The sequence below is a fragment of the Woeseia oceani genome (assembly GCF_001677435.1).
GTDB lineage: Bacteria > Pseudomonadota > Gammaproteobacteria > Steroidobacterales > Woeseiaceae > Woeseia > Woeseia oceani.
This window is the reverse complement of sequence record NZ_CP016268.1, coordinates 2,135,069-2,153,112: the sequence shown is the minus strand read 5'-3', so window position 1 is coordinate 2,153,112 and position 18,044 is coordinate 2,135,069. Positions and strand designations below refer to the sequence as shown.

18 protein-coding genes are annotated in these 18,044 nt (G+C 55.5%); 11 read left to right on the top strand and 7 right to left on the bottom strand.

Going from position 1 to position 18,044, the window contains the following annotated elements; translation table 11 throughout:
* Positions 1-19: 19 nt before the first annotated feature.
* The 4 genes from BA177_RS09650 to BA177_RS09635 all read right to left on the bottom strand — a co-directional run bounded on the left by BA177_RS09650 (position 20) and on the right by BA177_RS09635 (position 5,123).
* Entirely contained in the window at positions 20-994 is a 975-nt protein-coding gene (locus tag BA177_RS09650; RefSeq protein WP_408068420.1) for a branched-chain amino acid transaminase, read from the bottom strand.
* 81 nt (positions 995-1,075) lie between these two features.
* Positions 1,076-2,644 carry a 2-isopropylmalate synthase gene (locus BA177_RS09645; RefSeq protein ID WP_068615761.1) on the bottom strand — a complete coding sequence of 523 codons (1,569 nt, stop codon included), beginning with the start codon at positions 2,642-2,644 and terminating at the stop codon, positions 1,076-1,078.
* A 117-nt stretch (positions 2,645-2,761) separates the two neighbouring features.
* Positions 2,762-3,748: a ketol-acid reductoisomerase gene (gene ilvC / locus BA177_RS09640; protein ID WP_068615759.1), complete on the bottom strand. Its 987-nt coding sequence runs from the start codon at positions 3,746-3,748 to the stop codon at positions 2,762-2,764.
* Positions 3,749-4,148: 400 nt separating this feature from the next.
* Positions 4,149-5,123 (bottom strand): NADPH:quinone oxidoreductase family protein, encoded by a 975-nt coding sequence (locus tag BA177_RS09635; protein ID WP_068619171.1) that lies wholly within the window; start codon positions 5,121-5,123, stop codon positions 4,149-4,151.
* Positions 5,124-5,333: 210 nt separating this feature from the next.
* Between BA177_RS09635 and BA177_RS09630 the strand changes: the two genes are divergently transcribed.
* From BA177_RS09630 to BA177_RS09595, 8 genes are all read left to right on the top strand, one after another.
* Positions 5,334-6,551, top strand: coding sequence for an acyl-CoA dehydrogenase family protein (locus BA177_RS09630; protein WP_068615757.1), 1,218 nt, complete (start codon positions 5,334-5,336; stop codon positions 6,549-6,551).
* A 427-nt stretch (positions 6,552-6,978) separates the two neighbouring features.
* Positions 6,979-7,743: a DUF3450 domain-containing protein gene (locus BA177_RS09625; protein ID WP_068619170.1), complete on the top strand. Its 765-nt coding sequence runs from the start codon at positions 6,979-6,981 to the stop codon at positions 7,741-7,743.
* Between the two features lies 1 nt (position 7,744).
* A complete protein-coding gene (locus BA177_RS09620; protein WP_068615755.1) occupies positions 7,745-9,103 on the top strand; it encodes a MotA/TolQ/ExbB proton channel family protein in 1,359 nt (452 codons plus the stop codon).
* Positions 9,104-9,120: 17 nt separating this feature from the next.
* A complete protein-coding gene (locus BA177_RS09615) occupies positions 9,121-9,648 on the top strand; it encodes a MotA/TolQ/ExbB proton channel family protein (protein ID WP_068615753.1) in 528 nt (175 codons plus the stop codon).
* 14 nt (positions 9,649-9,662) lie between these two features.
* The gene (locus BA177_RS09610; protein WP_068615751.1) at positions 9,663-10,070 is read left to right on the top strand and encodes an ExbD/TolR family protein; all 408 of its coding nucleotides are present in this window, start codon (positions 9,663-9,665) and stop codon (positions 10,068-10,070) included.
* A 101-nt stretch (positions 10,071-10,171) separates the two neighbouring features.
* Entirely contained in the window at positions 10,172-10,777 is a 606-nt protein-coding gene (locus tag BA177_RS09605; RefSeq protein WP_068615749.1) for an energy transducer TonB, read from the top strand.
* Positions 10,778-10,842: 65 nt separating this feature from the next.
* The gene (locus BA177_RS09600; RefSeq protein ID WP_068615747.1) at positions 10,843-12,195 is read left to right on the top strand and encodes a tetratricopeptide repeat protein; all 1,353 of its coding nucleotides are present in this window, start codon (positions 10,843-10,845) and stop codon (positions 12,193-12,195) included.
* 146 nt (positions 12,196-12,341) lie between these two features.
* On the top strand, positions 12,342-12,662 hold the full coding sequence (locus BA177_RS09595; protein WP_068615745.1) for a 2Fe-2S iron-sulfur cluster-binding protein: 321 nt from the start codon (positions 12,342-12,344) through the stop codon (positions 12,660-12,662).
* Between the two features lie 100 nt (positions 12,663-12,762).
* Here the strand turns inward: BA177_RS09595 and BA177_RS09590 are convergent, their stop codons facing one another.
* The gene (locus BA177_RS09590; RefSeq protein WP_068615743.1) at positions 12,763-13,929 is read right to left on the bottom strand and encodes an acyl-CoA dehydrogenase family protein; all 1,167 of its coding nucleotides are present in this window, start codon (positions 13,927-13,929) and stop codon (positions 12,763-12,765) included.
* Positions 13,930-14,132: 203 nt separating this feature from the next.
* Here BA177_RS09590 and BA177_RS09585 point away from each other — a divergent pair, with 203 nt between their 5' ends.
* The gene (locus tag BA177_RS09585) at positions 14,133-14,615 is read left to right on the top strand and encodes a peroxiredoxin (protein WP_068615742.1); all 483 of its coding nucleotides are present in this window, start codon (positions 14,133-14,135) and stop codon (positions 14,613-14,615) included.
* Positions 14,616-14,661: 46 nt separating this feature from the next.
* On the opposite strand, the gene BA177_RS09580 is transcribed toward BA177_RS09585, so the two are convergent.
* Both BA177_RS09580 and BA177_RS09575 read right to left on the bottom strand, forming a co-directional pair.
* Positions 14,662-15,606: an electron transfer flavoprotein subunit alpha/FixB family protein gene (locus BA177_RS09580; protein WP_068615740.1), complete on the bottom strand. Its 945-nt coding sequence runs from the start codon at positions 15,604-15,606 to the stop codon at positions 14,662-14,664.
* Positions 15,606-16,355, bottom strand: coding sequence for an electron transfer flavoprotein subunit beta/FixA family protein (locus tag BA177_RS09575; protein WP_068615738.1), 750 nt, complete (start codon positions 16,353-16,355; stop codon positions 15,606-15,608). The genes BA177_RS09580 and BA177_RS09575 overlap by 1 nt, the downstream gene beginning before the upstream one ends.
* 125 nt (positions 16,356-16,480) lie before the next feature.
* Between BA177_RS09575 and BA177_RS09570 the strand changes: the two genes are divergently transcribed.
* Positions 16,481-17,329: a sulfurtransferase gene (locus tag BA177_RS09570; protein ID WP_068615736.1), complete on the top strand. Its 849-nt coding sequence runs from the start codon at positions 16,481-16,483 to the stop codon at positions 17,327-17,329.
* A 132-nt stretch (positions 17,330-17,461) separates the two neighbouring features.
* Positions 17,462-17,935, top strand: coding sequence for a DUF6491 family protein (locus BA177_RS09565; RefSeq protein ID WP_156762774.1), 474 nt, complete (start codon positions 17,462-17,464; stop codon positions 17,933-17,935).
* Positions 17,936-18,044: the final 109 nt, after the last annotated feature.

Sequence of the window (18,044 nt, the reverse complement as noted above, 5' to 3'; positions counted from 1 at the left end):
AGGTGACTTGTCTGCTTGCTTACGATGCACTTGCTACCGCGATGGATTCTTCGTCGAGGCCTTCGAGCCAGCCGTACGTGTCTTTCGTTGCGCCAGAGAACAAGCCGAAAAAGGCTTCCTGCAATTGCGCCGTCAGAGGGCCGCGTTTGCCGGCGCCGATCTGAATTCGGTCAACCGAGCGGATAGGGGTGATCTCCGCGGCTGTGCCGGTAAAGAACATTTCGTCGGCGAGATACAGTGCTTCTCTGGGAATGGATTGTTCGCGGACTGTCATACCGAGATCCGTCGCAATCTTGATGATGGAATCACGGGTGATGCCAGTAAGGATGGAAGCCGCCGATGGCGGCGTCAGCAAGACGCCGTCCCGAATAACAAACAGGTTTTCACCGGCACCTTCACTGACTGTGCCGTCTGTTGACAGCGCGATGCCCTCGGCGAAGCCCAGGCGTTTGGCTTCCGTGCTGATCAATTGGCTGGACAAGTAGTTTCCGCCGGATTTAGCCAGTGCCGGAATCGTATTCGGAGCAACTCGTTGCCAGCTTGAAACGCAAACATCGACACCTTTCTCAAGTCCGTCTGCGCCCAGGTACGCACCCCATTTCCATGCGCCGATGGCGACATCGACCGGGTGTTCCGCTTTGGGTGCCAGGCCAATTTCTCCGTAGCCACGAAACGCGATGGGGCGGATGTACGCGCCGTCGGTCAATTCATTGATGACGCAAACTTGCTTGCACGCGCTGGACAATTCTTCGATCGATTGCGGTATCGGCATGCGATAGATCTTCGCCGAATCGTAAAGACGGCGCATGTGATCTTTAAGCCGGAAGACTTTGGGCCCATCAGGCGTCGCGTACATCCGAATACCCTCGAATACCGAGGAGCCGTAGTGCAGGGCATGCGCCATGACATGAACATTCGCTTTTTCCCATGGCATCATCTGGCCGTTCATCCAGATATGTTTCGCGCCGTCAAAACTCATTGATCGCCTCCACAAGCGTCATTCGGGGGTGTTCAGGACGGCGTAGCTTAGCAACTGACGTATCCTTTCGCACTTACGAAATAAGGGTAGCCGGGTCTAAATTGAAGCCCGGTTGATGTCGCTGTTTGCTGCTTCTTCGTCCAGGCCACGTTCGCGGCGACGCAAGATTCTATTGATAACCTCAAGGCAAGCACGCGTGCCGGCTTCGACGATGTCCACGCTGGTGCCGTGACCGCGCCAGCTCTTGCCGTTGTAGTCGACCATGACGGTAACTTCACCCTGAGCGTCGTCTCCTGCTGTCGCGCTATGCAGTTCGAATTTCCGCAACACGAGCGCGATACCGGTCGCCTGACCGAGCGCTTTGAAGGCGGCTTCCATCGGACCTTCCGCCGTTGCGGCAACGGTGCATTCCGCGCTTTCTTCGTTCAACAAGCTGACGCTGGCACGCGCTGCCTGTTCGGTGCCGGACTGAACTTCCATAGACTTCAACGTCCACGGACCGCTCGATGCGCTGTCAACATTGAGGATAATTGCCTCAATGTCACCGTCGTACATGTCCTTCTTTTTGTCCGCGAGTTTCTTGAACTCCTGGAATGCCCGGTTCATTTCAAATTCGTCCAGCATGAAACCGAGGTTGCTGACGCGCTCCCGGAAGGCATGTCGTCCACTGTGTTTGCCGAGTACCAGGTTCGACTTGCTAATGCCGATGTCTTCGGGGCGCATGATTTCGTACGTCGAAGCGTGCTGCATCATGCCGTGCTGGTGGATGCCGGCTTCGTGCGCGAATGCGTTCTCACCAACAATCGCTTTGTTGCGCGGGATCTGCATGCCCGTGATGTTCGCGACCATTCGTGAAGTGGGGTAGAGCCGCGTGGTATCGATACCGGTCTCAAGATCGAAAAAGTCGCCGCGAGTACGGACCGCCATGACCAACTCTTCCAACGAGCAATTGCCGGCACGTTCGCCGATGCCGTTAATTGTGCATTCAACCTGCCGTGCGCCAGCGGCGACAGCCGCCAGACTGTTGGCAACGGCCATGCCGAGGTCGTTGTGGCAATGCACGCTTAAGGTGATTTCTTCAATGCGCGCAACGTGCTTCTTCAGGTAGCGGAACAACTTGTCAAATTCAGCCGGGACGGTGTAACCAACCGTATCCGGGATGTTCACTGTTGTGGCGCCGGCTTCGATAGCCGCGGAAACGACCTCCGCCAGATATGCCAGTTCAGTTCGTGATGCGTCTTCGGGAGAAAACTCGACGTCATCGCACAATTCGCGCGCGTGCCGAATTGCGCCGACGGCGGTTTTGATGATTTCTTCTTTTGCCATCTTGAGCTTGTGCTCGCGATGGATCGCGCTGGTCGCGACAAAAACATGAATACGATGGTTGTCCGCACCCTTGACCGCGGCGTGCACTTTTTCAATGTCTTCAGGGTTGCAACGGGCGAGGCCACAGATTGTCGGTCCGCGGTTTTCGTCAGCGATCGCTTTTACCGCTTCGAAATCCCCTGGGGATGCGGCCGGAAAGCCAGCTTCAATGATATCCACACGTAGGTCGGAGAGCGCCTTGGAAAGCCGAAGCTTTTCGCGCAGCGTCATGCTGCAGCCTGGTGCCTGTTCTCCGTCCCGTAATGTCGTGTCGAATATTTTGATGCGCTGGTCGTTCATTGCCTGTCCCCGGTATGTGGATCAATACAATTTAAGTGTGTCGCTGTTTGTTGTGCTTGAGTTTGTGTCGGCGCCAGCCGTCGTGACTGGCGCCGACACGGCTCAAAGCTAGTGCTGTCAGTTCTCGAGCCAATCCATACGACCACGCAGGTCCGCGCCAACTTTCTCGATCTGGTGATCCAGATCGGCATTCATCAGTCTGCGGTACTCTTTCTGACCGCTGGCGGTTTCCTTAATCCAGTTGCGTGCGAAGGTGCCGTCCTGAATGTCAGTAAGAACGTCCTGCATGCGCTCGCGTACGTGAGCATCAATAACCCGCGGACCGCTGATCAGGTCACCCCAAGCGGCCGTTTCGCTGATGAACTCATGCATTTTCTTCATACCGCCTTCATGCAGCAGGTCGACAATCAGTTTTAGCTCGTGCATGCATTCGTAGTACGCAACTTCAGGCTGGTAGCCGGCTTTTACCAGCGTTTCAAACCCGGCAACGACCAGCTCGGTTGCGCCGCCGCACAGGACAGCCTGTTCGCCAAACAAGTCGGTTTCCGTTTCTTCGGCGAATGTCGTTTCGATGACACCGGCACGCGCTCCGCCAATACCGTGCGAATAGGCCAGAGCCAGTTTCAGCGCGTCGCCGGTAGCGTCTTGCGCAACTGCGACGAGGCAGGGTACGCCGTGACCTTCTTCATACTGGCGGCGAACAAGGCCACCGGGACCTTTTGGTGCAATCAGCACGACATCGATATCGGCCCGGGGTTCGATTTGCTTGTAGTGAATATTGAAGCCGTGCGCGAAAAGAATCGCGGAGCCCTTGTCTATCTTGGCTTCAAGGCTACGATAAAGGTCGCCCTGAACCAGATCCGGCGTCAGGAATACGGTGATCGCGGCACCCTGAACGGCTTCGGCCGGTTCCATCACGGTGAGTCCATCCGCTTCAGCCCGTTTCCAGCTCGGGCCTCCGGGGCGCAGGCCAACCACGACGTCGAAGCCGCTGTCCTTGAGATTCAGAGCGTGCGCTCGCCCCTGGCTACCGTAGCCAAGAATTGATACGCGCTTGCCTTTCAGGCAGGTGATGTCGACGTCGGACTCCGAGTACATTTGCATTGCAGTATTTCCCCAATCTAAGACTTTTTCTCAGTCGTTTGTTAGCCAAAAAAAAACGGTGCGCCAAAAAAAACCCCACTATCCTGGCAAGGATGCGGGGTCTACCTTTGCTCGCTGCAACAACAGGCCTACCCGCAATGTCTCCCGCTAAGGAGGACACCAAGCAGCACCCACAGCTTAAGCGGTTCGGCGCGGCGCAGGCCCAATGCTGTTGTCACAGAAATACGCATAGGCGCGATAATGTTAGAAGCCACCATTGATGTCAACCGCTTACCTTAAGTTGCCACGGATACGGCGTATTGATGCCGTTGTCAGTGGCTGGCCGGACTGGGAGCGGCGTGGTGCACCGGCGCATTTATTGCCGGCCAGCCCGAGGCAACCGGCAGTTCGATGTTTTTTATCAGAGGCGGACGATGACTTTGCCCGTTGCCCGGCGTTCGGCGAGGTAATTGAAGGCGGCACTTGCGTCGGAGAGGCTAAACACCTTTGAGATGTAGGGACGCAATCGGCCTGCCACAAAATATTCAAGAAGTTCGCCGAGATTCTCCGATTGCGCGGCTGGCTCGGTCTCAGCGAACCGGCCCCAGAATACTCCGACTATCGAACTACCCTTTAATAAGGGCAGGTTGGCCGGTATTTTCTGAATGGACCCGGAGGCAAAGCCAATCACCAGAATCCGGCCGTTCCATGCGATGGACCGCAGGCACTGATCGAAGAGATCGCCTCCGACCGGATCGTAGATGACATCCGCACCCCTGCCAGCGGTGATCTCTTTTACCCGCTGTTGCAGAGACTCTTCGTTGTAGTTGATGCAGTGGCTTGCGCCGTAATCCCTCGCGAGTTCCAGTTTCTCTTCGCTGCTTGCTGCGGCGATGACAGTTGCGCCGGCAACTTTCCCCAATTCAACCGCAGTCAGGCCGACACCGCCTGCCGCCCCTAATACGAGGAGTGTCTCCCCGGCTTTCAGCTGCGCGCGCTGTTTCAGCGCGTGCCAGGAGGTGCTGTAGGTTAAAAGGAAGCCGGCAGCAGTCTCGTAGCTCATTGCATCCGGTATTGGCATTACCCGTTCAGCCGCGACGCATACCTGTTCCGCCATGGCCCCGTGACCGCACAGCGCGAGGACCCGCTGTCCGACCTGCAGGCTGGTGACGCCATCGCCCAGTGCATCCACGCTGCCGGCAAGTTCGGCACCGGGCGTAAACGGCAATTCGGGCTGGATTTGGTAGCGGCCTGACAGCATGAGTATATCCGGGAAATTTACCCCGCAGGCACGGACGGCTATGCGTACCTCTCCGCGACCGGGCTCAGGTGTCGGTTGCTCGGTGAGCTGCAGCAGGTCGGGGCTGCCGTGCTGAAAGCAGGTAATCGCGCGCAATGCTTTGCTCCTGGAAAGTGTGGCCGAGAGGTATCGAGGATTGCTGGTAACTTCTGGGAACAACACTACGCCTGGCGGATTGTGCGTTGCAACAGTTGCAACAACTGGCGTTGGGGTGCCGCTTGCCATGCAGTCGCTATTGACCGCCGGTGACTGCCGTAGGGTATGCTCCAATCCCCGCTCCGATCTGCATGCCTGGCGACATCGACGATGAATTTCGACTATTCCCCGAGAGTGACGGCATTGCAGGCGCAACTGCATGCGTTCATGCGCGAGCATGTCTACCCGAACGAACCGGTCTATGCCGCGGCACTGAATGCTGGCGATTCGCGTTGGGTAGTGCCTCCCGTCATGGAGGAGCTGAAACAACGTGCGCGTGACGCGGGTCTCTGGAACCTGTTTTTGCCGGACAGTGAATACGGTGCCGGGCTCAGCAACCTTGAATACGCGCCGTTGGCAGAAATTACGGGCCGGTCTCCTATCGCGCCGGAGGTTTTCAACTGCGCGGCACCGGATACCGGCAATATGGAAGTACTGGTTCGTTACGGAACCGACGCGCAAAAAAAGACCTGGCTGGAGCCCTTGCTGCGCGGCGAGATTCGCTCGGCGTTTGCGATGACAGAACCTGACGTGGCTTCGTCTGACGCGACCAACATCCGTTCGACTATCGTCAAAGATGGCGACGAATACATTATTAATGGGCGCAAGTGGTGGATTTCCGGCGCGATGGACCCTCGCTGCCGATTGTTCATATTCATGGGCAAGACTGACCCAACGGCTGACAGACACAAACAGCAGTCAATGATTCTGGTGCCCAAGGATGCCGCGGGCGTCACGATTGTCAGACCCTTAACGGTATACGGCTACGACGATGCACCCCATGGTCACGCGGAAGTGCTGTTTGAAAACGTCCGAGTGCCCGCAGATAATTTACTGCTGGGAGAAGGGCGCGGGTTTGAAATTGCGCAAGGACGCCTCGGGCCCGGGCGGATACATCATTGCATGCGTTCGATCGGCATGGCCGAGCGCGCGCTGGAAGCCATGTGCAAACGCGCAAGTACGCGCACCGCATTTGGCCAGCCGTTGGACAAGCAGGGCGTTGTTCGCGAGGCAATCGCCGATTCACGCATGGAAATCGACCAGGCGCGACTCCTCACTTTGAAGGCGGCTGACATGATGGACAAGGTTGGAAACAAGATTGCCAGAGCGGAAATCGCAATGATCAAAGTGGTTGCACCTGCAATGGCGTTACGGGTAATCGACCGGGCGGTACAGGTGCATGGCGCAGCCGGTGTCGATGGTGATTTCGCACTCGCGGCGGCCTGGGCTGGCGCACGCACACTCAGACTTGCGGACGGGCCCGATGAGGTGCATCGTTCGTCCCTCGCCAAGCTGGAGTTGGCGCGCCAGAAGGCGGCGCTCGATTGACCGGGCTGTCGCATATGGAGTTGGGATACCGTAAAACCGGTTCCCTTGGTTACCAACACCTTATGTTGCTGATGGGCTGGCGATCTATCATTCATGTGGTATTCTTGGCGACCACAATGGGGGTGGGCGTACAGTATTGGCGCTGAGGCAGGGATTGCTTCGCATTATAAAGAGTGAACCGAATGCAGGGTCTTTCGGATTCAGAAATCAGAAGGTGGCATTACCAAACTAGTGAAACGCCGCGGCTTCAGGGGAGAGGGTCGTGAGTGACGTGAGAATGTCGTTGTGACTGGCATTCGCACAAGGGTGCAGGAATTAGACATACCCCCGCGCATCTCTTTCCCCATCGATTCAATCAAATCATTAAATCAAAACTCGATCTTTTTAAGGAGTGTCCATGAAACGGTGCAAAAGTAGCAGTCGGCAGATGACAGCTGCAGCCATTGCAGCAACCGTCATCGCAATATCCGGCAGCGTCTTCGCCCAATCCGTCGATGACGTGTTAAAGGCTGACCAGCGACGGTTAGAACTGGCTCAGGCTTCACAGGAGCGTATCAATGAGGTGGTGGAGGGCACTCGTTCTCTGACTGATCAATATCGCGCGATCAATAAGGAAATTGAGGGTCTTCAGGTTTACAACCGTCTGATGAGTGCTCAGGTTGAAGGGCAGCAGGCAACGCTGGCCGATATCGAGCTTTCAATGGATCAGGTTGACGTTATCAATCGTCAGATCTTCCCGTTGATGACTCGTATGATTGACGGTCTTGAGCAGTCAATAGCGCTGGACATTCCTTTTCTTAAGGCTGAACGCACGAATCGCGTTGAGTCGCTCAAAGAAATTATGGAGCGCTCTGACGTAAGTGTTGCTGAGAAGTTCCGCAAAGTGATGGAGGCCTACCAGATTGAGATGGATTACGGTTCTTCATCTGAGTGGTACAAAGAATCTCTCGACATTGACGGCGCACTGCGCGACTACAACATGCTGCGTATCGGTCGGGTTGGTCTCTACTTCCAGTCGGACGATTCTCAGATTACTGGTCATTACAATCAGGAAACTCGTCAGTACGAGTTAATCGATGATGAAAACAGAAGTGAAATTCGGAAAGGCCTTCGTATGGCTCGCCAGCTGATCGCGCCTGAGTTGCTTCTGCTGCCGATACCGGCTGCAAAACCTGCTGGGGAGACTTCTTAAGATGAAACGTATAGCAACATTAGTCGTCGCTGGTCTGCTGGCCTTTGGTACAGCACAGGCTCAAGAAGCGGCAGGTAGCATGTCCGAACTGCTCAACCTGATTGAGCAGGGGCAGGCAAGAGATTCGGCTCAAGCTCGTCAGCGCGAGGCGGAGTTCGCCAGTAAGCGTAACGAACAGCAGCAGATCCTGAACCAGTCACGTGCAGAACGTACGCGCCAGGAGCAGGAGAGCCAGCGGCTTGAAAGTCAGTTTGCTGCTAACCAGCAGCAGATCGCTACAGCGCGCGCGGCTCTCGACGAACGCCTTGGTGCGTTGAAAGAGCTGTTCGGTGTTCTCCAGACGGTAACGGGTGATGCACAGGGGCGCTTCAAAACGTCTTTGACCAACATCCAGTATCCTGATCGCGGCGAATTCCTTGTTGAGCTGGGAAGCAAGATGGCGGGCGCAAGTTCGCTGGCTTCTATTGAAGACATCGAGCGCCTGTGGTTCGAACTGCAGCGTGAAGTTGCCGAATCCGGCAAGATCGTTCGCTTCAATCAGCAGTTTGCTACGGCTGACGGCGAACGCGTCAGCGAAGAAGTAGTACGGGTCGGCGTATTCAATATTGTCTACGAAGACGGTTACCTGCAATACGACCCTACTACCGAAAACGTAACGGAACTGCAGCGTCAACCTGATCAAGCACGCTACACCAATTCCACCGGCGACATACTCAATGCAACTGACGGTACAGTTCGCTTCGGACTTGACGTTACGCGCGGCAGTATCTTGTCGTTGCTGGTCGAATCACCAACCGTGATGGAGCGTGTGCATCAGGGTGGTATCGTGGGTTACTGCATTATCGGCCTCGGTATTGTTGGTCTGTTGATCGCACTCTGGCGCTGGATCGGCCTGTCAGTTGACGGCCGGAAAGTGGCGGCACAGTTGAAACGCGATTCTGCCAGCACTGACAACCCGCTTGGCCGTGTACTCGCCGCTTACGAGTCGAACAGAGGCGCAGATACAGAAACCATCGAACTGAAACTCAGTGAAGCAGCGCTTAAAGAAATGCCGGGACTGACCAAAGGTCTTCTGTTCATCAAGGTTATTTCTGTCGTCGCACCGCTTATGGGACTGCTCGGTACTGTGACCGGTATGATCAAGACCTTCCAGGTGATCACGCTTTACGGTGCAGGTGATCCGAAGATGATGGCCGGCGGTATTTCTCAGGCATTGATGACGACCGTACTGGGTCTGGTTGTAGCCATCCCAATGGTTCTCATCCATACCCTGGTAAGCGGCCAGAGTCGCAAGATCGTCAATATCATTCATTCACAGAGCGCGGGCATCGTTGCACAGCACTCTGAGAAGAATGGCTAACGCCGAGGGGAGTGACGATGCATTGGTTGTATGACAATTTTGAGGCTATCCGGGATTTTATGGATCTCGGAGGCCCTGTCTTACGCTGGATAGCAGTCACCATCTTTGTCATGTGGGTTTTGATAGTCGAACGACTCATGTATTTCCGCAGCTCAATGAAAACATTGGCTGCGGAAACTCTCGAAAGTTGGGAGGCGCGACCAGAACGTAAGTCTTGGGGCGCACATCAGATTCGTGAAGGCATGATTTCAAGATTCGAAATGGCGAGCACTCGCTCAATTCCGATGATTCAGACTTTGGTAGCGTTATGTCCGCTGCTGGGACTGATGGGTACGGTTACCGGCATGATCAAGGTGTTTGAGGTCATGGCGGTATCCGGCTCCGGTAACGTGAGGGCTATGGCTGCCGGCGTATCACAGGCGACAGTGCCGACAATGGCGGGAATGGTTGGAGCACTCTCAGGGGTGCTTCTGGTGACGCTACTTAGCCGCCGCGCGGCGCGTGAGGTCGAGTTCCTTCAGGACTCACTCACGATGGATCATTAAGAAGGTAGACAGACATGCGAAGAGGAAACCAAGGAGCGGGCGCCGATGAGGACGAAGCGGCAATCGACCTTACGCCCATGCTGGACGTCGTTTTCATCATGCTCATCTTTTTCATCGTAACCGCTTCATTCATTAAAGAAGCGGGCATTGACGTGAATCGCCCCGACGCGCCGACGGCGGAGAAGGTTCAGGATGCGAACATCCTGATCGCGATCAGTTCTAACGATGAAATCTGGATCGACCGACGATTGATTGACCCGCGTGCAGTGCGGGCCAACATTGAGCGTCTGCATGCGGAGAATCCGAAAGGATCTGTCGTCATTCAGGCCGATAAGAAGTCGACCAACGAAATGCTGGTAGTAGTGATGGATGCTGCACGATCGGCGGGAGTGTACAACGTATCAATCGCGGCTAATAATTAGCCTCAGGAACTGATAGGGATTTTCGAAGTCGCAATAGTATAGTGGCTTCGAATCTCCCAATCTGTTTGAAGATGCGATTTGCGTTTCAGGAGAGTTAAATCATGGTAGGCCGATACGTTTTTGCGATCATAGTCGGATCCGTTGTCACGCTGACATTGTTGTTCGTCATGCACCTGCTCATCGAGAGCGGTCAGGACGCGCTGAGTCAAAGTCGTGAACGTCACATGCTTGAGTTCGTACGAGTAAAACGTAACGAGCAGGTTAATACGGAAGAAATTACTCCGGAAAAGCCGCCCAAGCCACCCGAGGTTCCACCCGAGGTTCCGCCTCAGGATATGGACTCCGTGGATCCCAATGCCCCTACAGTTAATGTTCCACCGCCGACTGTTGCACAGAGTGTCGATATCGGTGGACCCGGCGGCATGAACATCGCCGAAGGTGATTACTTGCCCATCGTGCGAGTGGCGCCAGTTTATCCGTCGCGGGCCTTGTCTCGCGGCATAGAAGGCTTCGTCGATCTGTCATTTACAGTAACGTCGGCCGGCACGGTGATTGACCCGGTGGTCATTCAATCTACCAGCAGTCTGTTTGATCGTGCTGCTATTCGTGCGGTGTTGAAGTTCAAATACAAGCCACGCGTTGTTGATGGTGAGCCGGTTGCCGTCCCCAACGTGAAAACAAGAATCACATTCAAGATCGAGGAGTAAACGCGGTAGGCGGGAGCTAGATCTTCCTCTCTCACGTGCGGGACTCGATTAAGGATATATAGATTATGAAACTTGAAACGCGAATGTTTCCCAGGCTGTGCCTGATACTGCTAGCTGGTTTATTTACAGCCAGCGCAGCAAATGCTCAGAACCGGGCAAATGCTGAAGAAGACGATACCAAGACCAAGCAGGCGCAAGCCGTCAGCAAGAAGGTCTATGATCGAATTCAGCTGGCCCAGGAAAAAGTAGACGCCAAAGAGTACAACGAGGCACTCAAGATCCTTAATGATCTGCGAGCTGGTGACAAGTTGACTGAGTACGAATTGCAAAACGTGCTTAACTACCTTGGCTTCGTTTACTACAACATGGACAACGTAAAGGATGCGATACGGATCTACGAAGAGATGCTGCGAATTCCCAGCATCGAACCGCAGATCAAGAAGCAAACTCTTTACACGCTGGCACAATTGGCGACCATGGAAGAGGATTACGGCAAGGCACTGAAGTTGCTGGACGAATGGTTTGTTTTGGAAACCAATCCGGCGCCGGAACCGTACATTCTCTATGCGCAGAATCTGTACCAGATGTCCAAGTACAAAGAGATGATCAAGCCGATAGAAACGGCATTGGAAGTCGCCAAGAAGCGCGAGAAAGAAATTAAGGAAGACTGGTATGTTCTCCTGAACTTTGCCTATTTCCAGGAAGAGAACTACGCGAAGGTTAGAGACATCCAGAAGATTCTGTTGGTTAACTGGCCGAAGAAGCGCTACTGGTTCTCACTGGCGGGTGCCTATACCGAGTTGGGCGAAGACCAGAACCTGATCAGTGCCTACGATGCCGCACATACTCAGGGTTTGCTTGAAAAGGAATCCGAGTTTGTCACCATGGCACAGCTATTCATGCAGGCAGAGGTGCCGTATAAGGCGGCGAAACTGCTTGATGAAAAGATGAAAGAGGGCGTTGTCGCCAAGAATGCGAAGAACTACCGTTTGTTGTCGCAGGCATGGCAACTGGCGATGGAAGACGAAGAGGCCATTCCGGCACTGCAGGCGGCAGCTAACCTGGAAGACGATGGTGAGCTGTTTGTGCGACTTGGTAATGCACATCTGAACCTTGGCGAATACGACAAGTGTGAAGACGCAGTTCGGGCCGGTATTGCCAAGGGCGGCCTAAAGAGTCCCGACAACGCGCAAATCTCGTTGGGCATGTGCCTGTACAATCTGAAGAAGTACCAACCGGCAATTGCCGCGTTCCGCGAGGCGGGCAAGTCCAGTCGGTCACAACGTATCGCTCGTCAGTGGATCAGCGTTATTGAGAGTGATATCGAAAGAAACGAGCAAATCAGGCTCGCTGAAGCCGCAGCCCGCAAACGGTCGGAACAACTTCAGAAGCGCCGCGCTCAGGCTGAACGCATTTAGTCGTCAGTCGAATCGCAGTTCGTTGAAGAAGCCCGGTTTACGCCGGGCTTTTTCAGTTGTGAAACTTGTAAATGACCGGAGGTCGTTGACCTTGTGTTACTCGCGCTCATAGAATACCGGGCGTTTTTACCGGGAACCCGTCGCTAATGCCAAGAATTATTTATGTCACGCCGGATGGTGCACGCCATGAAGTTGAAGTCGAAAACGGCTACACAGTCATGGAGGGTGCTATCAATAACAATATCGACGGAATCGTCGCAGAGTGTGGTGGCGCATGTGCGTGCGCAACCTGTCACAGCTATGTGGATGAAGCTTGGCTCGCCAAGATGCCGGAAATGGACGATATGGAAGACAGCATGTTGGATGCGGCGTATGAACGTAAAGACAACAGCCGTTTGACCTGTCAGATCGAAGTCAATGAGTCACTCGATGGCTTGGTTATTCACGTCGCAGACAACGAAGGCTAGTCCCGGAAGCGTGGAGCTTGCATTACGCCAACCGCTTCGGTTTGCGAGATCTTGTGTGCGCGCCTCATAACCGCATGTGAACAGGTGCGAGGCTCGCCAACTACCGCAAGCCGGTTTCAGTTCTGCCAATAACCATGCGTTGAATCTCGCTGGTCCCTTCGTATATCTCGGTGATCTTGGCATCCCGGAAATAGCGCTCGAGCGGCAGCTCTTTGCTGTAGCCCATTCCGCCATGAATCTGCAATGCCTCGTTGGCCACAAACATAGCGGTCTCGGATGCGAACAGCTTGGCAATACTTCCGTTCAATGTGTATTTCGCACCGGTACGTTTGGATTCCATCTTGTGCCACGCAGCGCGATACACCAGCAAGCGCGCGGCATCGATGCGCACCTTCATGTCGGCGATCTTGTTTTGAATGGTCTGGAATGATCCGATGGGAGCGCCAAAAGCGTGGCGTTCGCGCGAGTAGATCAGTGCCGCGTCGTAAGCTGCTTGCGCGATGCCGAGTGCCTGCGCAGCGATGCCTATTCGACCGGAGTCGAGGACGTTCATGGCAATACGGAAGCCTTCGCCTTCGGCACCTAACCGTTGTTCAACCGGACATTCGTAATCGGTCAACTCGATTTCGCACGTTGCGGAAGCGCGTATACCCAGTTTCGGTTCCGTTTTTCCGCGATGAAAGCCCTTTGCGTTAGTGTCGATAATGAACGCGCTGATGCCGCGGGAGCCAGTAGCTTCGGGATCGGTTTTCGCGAACAGGATTATGTACCGGGCAACGGGACCTGAGGTTATCCACGACTTTTTTGCGTTGATGACATAGTGACTGCCGTCGTCACTGAGCAATGCCCTTGAGCGCATGGCCGCTGCGTCCGAGCCGGATTGTGGCTCTGTCAGCGCATACGCACCATTGCACTCGCCGCTGGCAACAGGTGTGAGGAAGGTCGTCTTTTGTTCCTCCGTACCATAAGTCAGGAGCGGGACGCCGTACAAAGTATTGTTTACCGAGACGATCGTTCCGTGCGCAGCGCAGGCCGCCGAGATTTCTTCGATGACGAGTGTAAAGCTCAGACTGTCGAGTCCGGAGCCGCCATAGGCTTCCGGAATTTCAATCCCCATGAATCCGAGCTCGCCAGCCTGCTGAATCGTCTTGACCGGGAACTCGCCGCTTTCGTCAAACTGGGCGGCTACAGGCGCAATTTCGTTCTGCGCAAACTCGCGGGCGGCGGATTGAATCATCTGCTGATCGTCAGTGAGCTCAAAGTTCATCGTTGGTCCTCCTGCGGAGTTAATATTGTACGGCTCGATCGATTGGCGGTCACCCGTATGTGCGGGCGGTATCAGCAGTGGCTGGGATTATTGAGCATGACGACACCGTGAAATCAGCATACCATTGCCGGCGCAGTCCGCCGGTGCGGTTAGTGCTCACCGTTGCGGCGCAAAATTCATCCAACCCGCGAGGAGAAAATTGAATGACCATTAAAGTGGGCGACAAGATGCCGTCAGGTACGTTCGGCGTAATGACCGACGCAGGGCCCGGTGCCGTGTCGAGCGAAGAGCTGTTTGCAGGCAAGAAAGTGGTGCTGGTATCAGTGCCAGGGGCATTTACCCCAACCTGCTCAATGAACCACTTGCCGGGCTTCGTCGATCAGGCGGACGATCTGATGTCAAAGGGCGTCGATACGATAGCCTGCATGGCCGTGAACGACGTATTTGTCATGGACGCCTGGGGTAAGGATCGCGGTGTCGGCAGCAAAGTGATGATGCTTGCTGATGGCAATGCCGAGTACGCAAAAGCGTTAGGGCTCGAACTGGATGCCAGCGGCTTCGGCATGGGTATACGTGGTCAGCGTTTTGCCATTGTCGTCGACGATGGTGTTGCCACGCATGTCGCGGTTGAACAGCCGGGCGAGTTTGAAGTGAGCAAAGCGGAAGCCATATTGGCGCAGCTGTAGCGACAGGCAACGGCATTGCGGCTCAGGGCCGCAATGCCGTTGCGATTCAGGATTGCAGCGCCTGCTGCAGCTCCGGGATAACGGTGAACAAATCACCGACCAGGCCGATATCAGCGACATCGAATATTGGCGCATCCGCATCTTTATTGATGGCCACAATGGTTCCGGCATCCTTGATGCCGGTCAGGTGCTGAATCGCGCCGGAAATGCCGATTGCGAAGTACAAATCCGGAGCAATGATCTTGCCGGTCTGGCCAACCTGCATTTCGTTTGGAACATAGCCGGCATCAACCGCTGCTCGTGATGCACCAACCGCTGCGCCAATGGAGTCAGCGAACTGGTAGATAATCTCGAACTTTTCCGCACTGCCTAAAGCCCGGCCGCCGGAAACAACCTTGGAGGCCGTTTGCAGATCGGGTCGATCGCTTGATCCGGCTTGCAGCTCTACGAACCGGGTATGTTGTGGCAGATCGACAGCGATGTCCGCGACATCAATCGTTGCATTACCGCTCAATGCAGCGGCGCTGTACGACGCTGTGCGTACGGTGGCGACAACCTTGCTGTCGCCGGATGCTTCGACGGTCGTTATTACGTTGCCTGCGTACACCGGTCGTTTGAAGCTGTGTGCGCCAAGCACTTCCATAATGTCACTGATCTGGTTGACGCCGAGCAGGGCGGCGACCCTGGGCATCAGGTCTTTACCGAAAGTCGTTGAAGGCCCGAATACGTGGCTGTAATCAGCGGCAATGGCGATGATCTGCGGCGCAAGCGTCGCGGCCAGCAAATGCTCATTCGCGGGATTATTGACCGCCAGCACCTTGCTGACCCCACTGATTTTCGCGGCTTCCGCGGCAATCGCCGTGCAGTCGGCAGCCAGCACCACGATATCGATTTCCGCACCGTCTATGGCTTGCGCACAGCTGACGCATTTGGCCGTGCTTGAATTCAGGCTCTGGCCATCGTGTTCGGCAATGATGAGTATTTTGCTCATTACAGCAATCCTTTGTCTTTCAGGGCGGAAACCAGTTCCGATACGTCACTGACCATGATGCCTTTCTGGCGCTCCTGAGGCGGTTCGAATGCCGTGGTCTTGATGCTGTGATCAGCGCTGATGTTCAGCTCGGCTGCATCGATTTCCTGCAACGGCTTTTTCTTCGCTTTCATGATGTCCGGCAATTTCACGTAGCGGGGCTCATTCAGGCGCAGGTCCGTGGTTACAACGGCAGGCAAATCGACTTCGATTGTTTCCAAACCGACGTCAACCTCGCGAGTAACTTGTAAACGGCCATCCAGCACTTTGACTGCAGAAGCAAACGTCGCCTGCGGCCGATTCCACAGTGCAGCCAGCATCTGCCCGGTTTGGTTGTTGTCGTTGTCGATGGCTTGTTTGCCGAGCAAGACGAGATCTGGTGTTTCGCGTTCGACTACCGCGAGCAATGTCTTCGCGGCGCTCAGGGAATCAAGTTCAGTCTCGCTTTTGACAAGAATGGCCCGGTCAGCACCCATCGCCAGTCCGGTACGGAGCTGCTGCTGCGCTTCGCCCGAACCGATGGATACCACGATGACTTCGCTTGCTTCGCCACGCTCGCGAATGCGTAATGCTTCTTCCAGGGCGATTTCATCAAACGGGTTGATGCTCATTTTGACACCGTCGGTGTCAACGCCGCTGCCATCGGAGCGGACGCGAACCCGAACGTTGTAATCAACCACCCGTTTCAGGCCTACCAGTATCCTTTCCACGCAATTATTCTCCCAAGAGTCGAGTCTGTACTGCGGTGCAACCGGGCGGTTACCCGGGCGGCACATTGTCCCCGACCGCCATCGGGTGTACAAGGCGCAATCAGAGCAATTAAAGGGGCAGTGGAATGCAGGCAAAGTGTGGTCTTGTTTCGGTTGAGGAGCTACAACGACACCTGGACGATCCGGCTTGGCGCGTAGTGGACTGCCGGTTCGACCTTATGGATACGGAAAAGGGCCGGGCCGATTTCAACGCGGCGCACATTCCCGGGGCCGTCTACGCTCATCTGGATCGCGATCTGGCCGCGCCGGTAAGCGCAGCGACCGGTCGGCACCCGCTGCCGGAGGTGGCACTGATTGAAGCGACGATCCGCCGCTACGGAATATCTGCCGCGACCCAGGTGGTTGTGTACGATGCAGCCGGCGGTGGTCTGGCCGCCCGCTTGTGGTGGATGATGCGTTGGCTGGGGCATTCTGCCGTTGCCGTGCTGGACGGCGGCATGGCCGCGTGGCAGGCAAAGGGCTTTGCTGTCGAACAAGTCGCTCAGAGACCGCCTGAGGGGACGTTTCAGGCCCAGCCCCGGCCAGAGTGGGTCATGGACACTGAGGAGCTCTCCGAGCGTTTGAGGGCCGGCAGGGCGCCATTGCTGGTCGATGCCCGGGAGGCCAGCCGGTTTCGCGGCGAGGCGGAACCCATCGATAGTCGCGCGGGTCACGTTCCGGGCGCCCTGAATTACCCGTTTGCGCAAAATTTGTTAGCGGATGGCCGCTGGCGCAGCAGCGCCGAGTTGGCAGAGCAATGGAACGCGCTGTTTGCGGGGCAGGCGCCGACGGAATGGGCCGTGATGTGTGGCTCTGGCGTCACAGCCTGCCACCTGGCGCTGTCAGCGCATCTCGCCGGCCTGCCGGCTCCGCGCCTGTATCCGGGCTCGTGGAGCGAGTGGATTCGGGATCCGGCGCGGCCCGTGGCGCCCTGAATGCGTTCGACGGCCTCGCAACCGTGCCAGCGGGCGCCGCTGAACTTAATTCAGGACCGTTCTGTCCAATTGCACGGAGAGTCGGGGAAATCTTGTGCCGGTTTTTGCTCCGGGAGAGGATCATTAAGGTTTATGAAAACATCTTTAAAACAATTGTTTATTATTGTTTGTTCAAGTCTTTTCTTAATGTTTGAAGTGACTGCTGAGGAGCCTGGCAAGCGTCTGGATGACCTCAATTTGCGAGGTTCCGATTGCATCCTGATCCGGACTATCCGAGACTATACCGCGCTGGACGACAGCCACCTCCTGATTCGGGGGAGCGCGAGACGCGGTTATTTCGTCACCTTGGGCAGGCCGGCTTTTGGCATTCGATCGTCATTCCGGCTGGGATTTTCGTCACGAGACGATCAATTGTGTCCCTACGGCGGCGACTCGATCGTCTTCGGCGGACTTGGCAATGAAAGCATCAGCGTGCGGTCAATCAGCCGCGTTAATGAAGAACAGATAGAAGAGATACTGATCCGGTTCGGCAAGAAGACACCGCCGGATAAACAGACCCCGACGCCGGCCGACGTTAAAGGCGCAGAGGTTGAAGAGCTAGACTGAGTTGGTCAGTCAGTGCCGCAAGGTCAGTACACCAACCTAGTCGCGCAATCCGCAATTCTCCGTGCGGACCCACCCGACCAGCTAACGCTGGTCGGGTTTTTTATTGGCC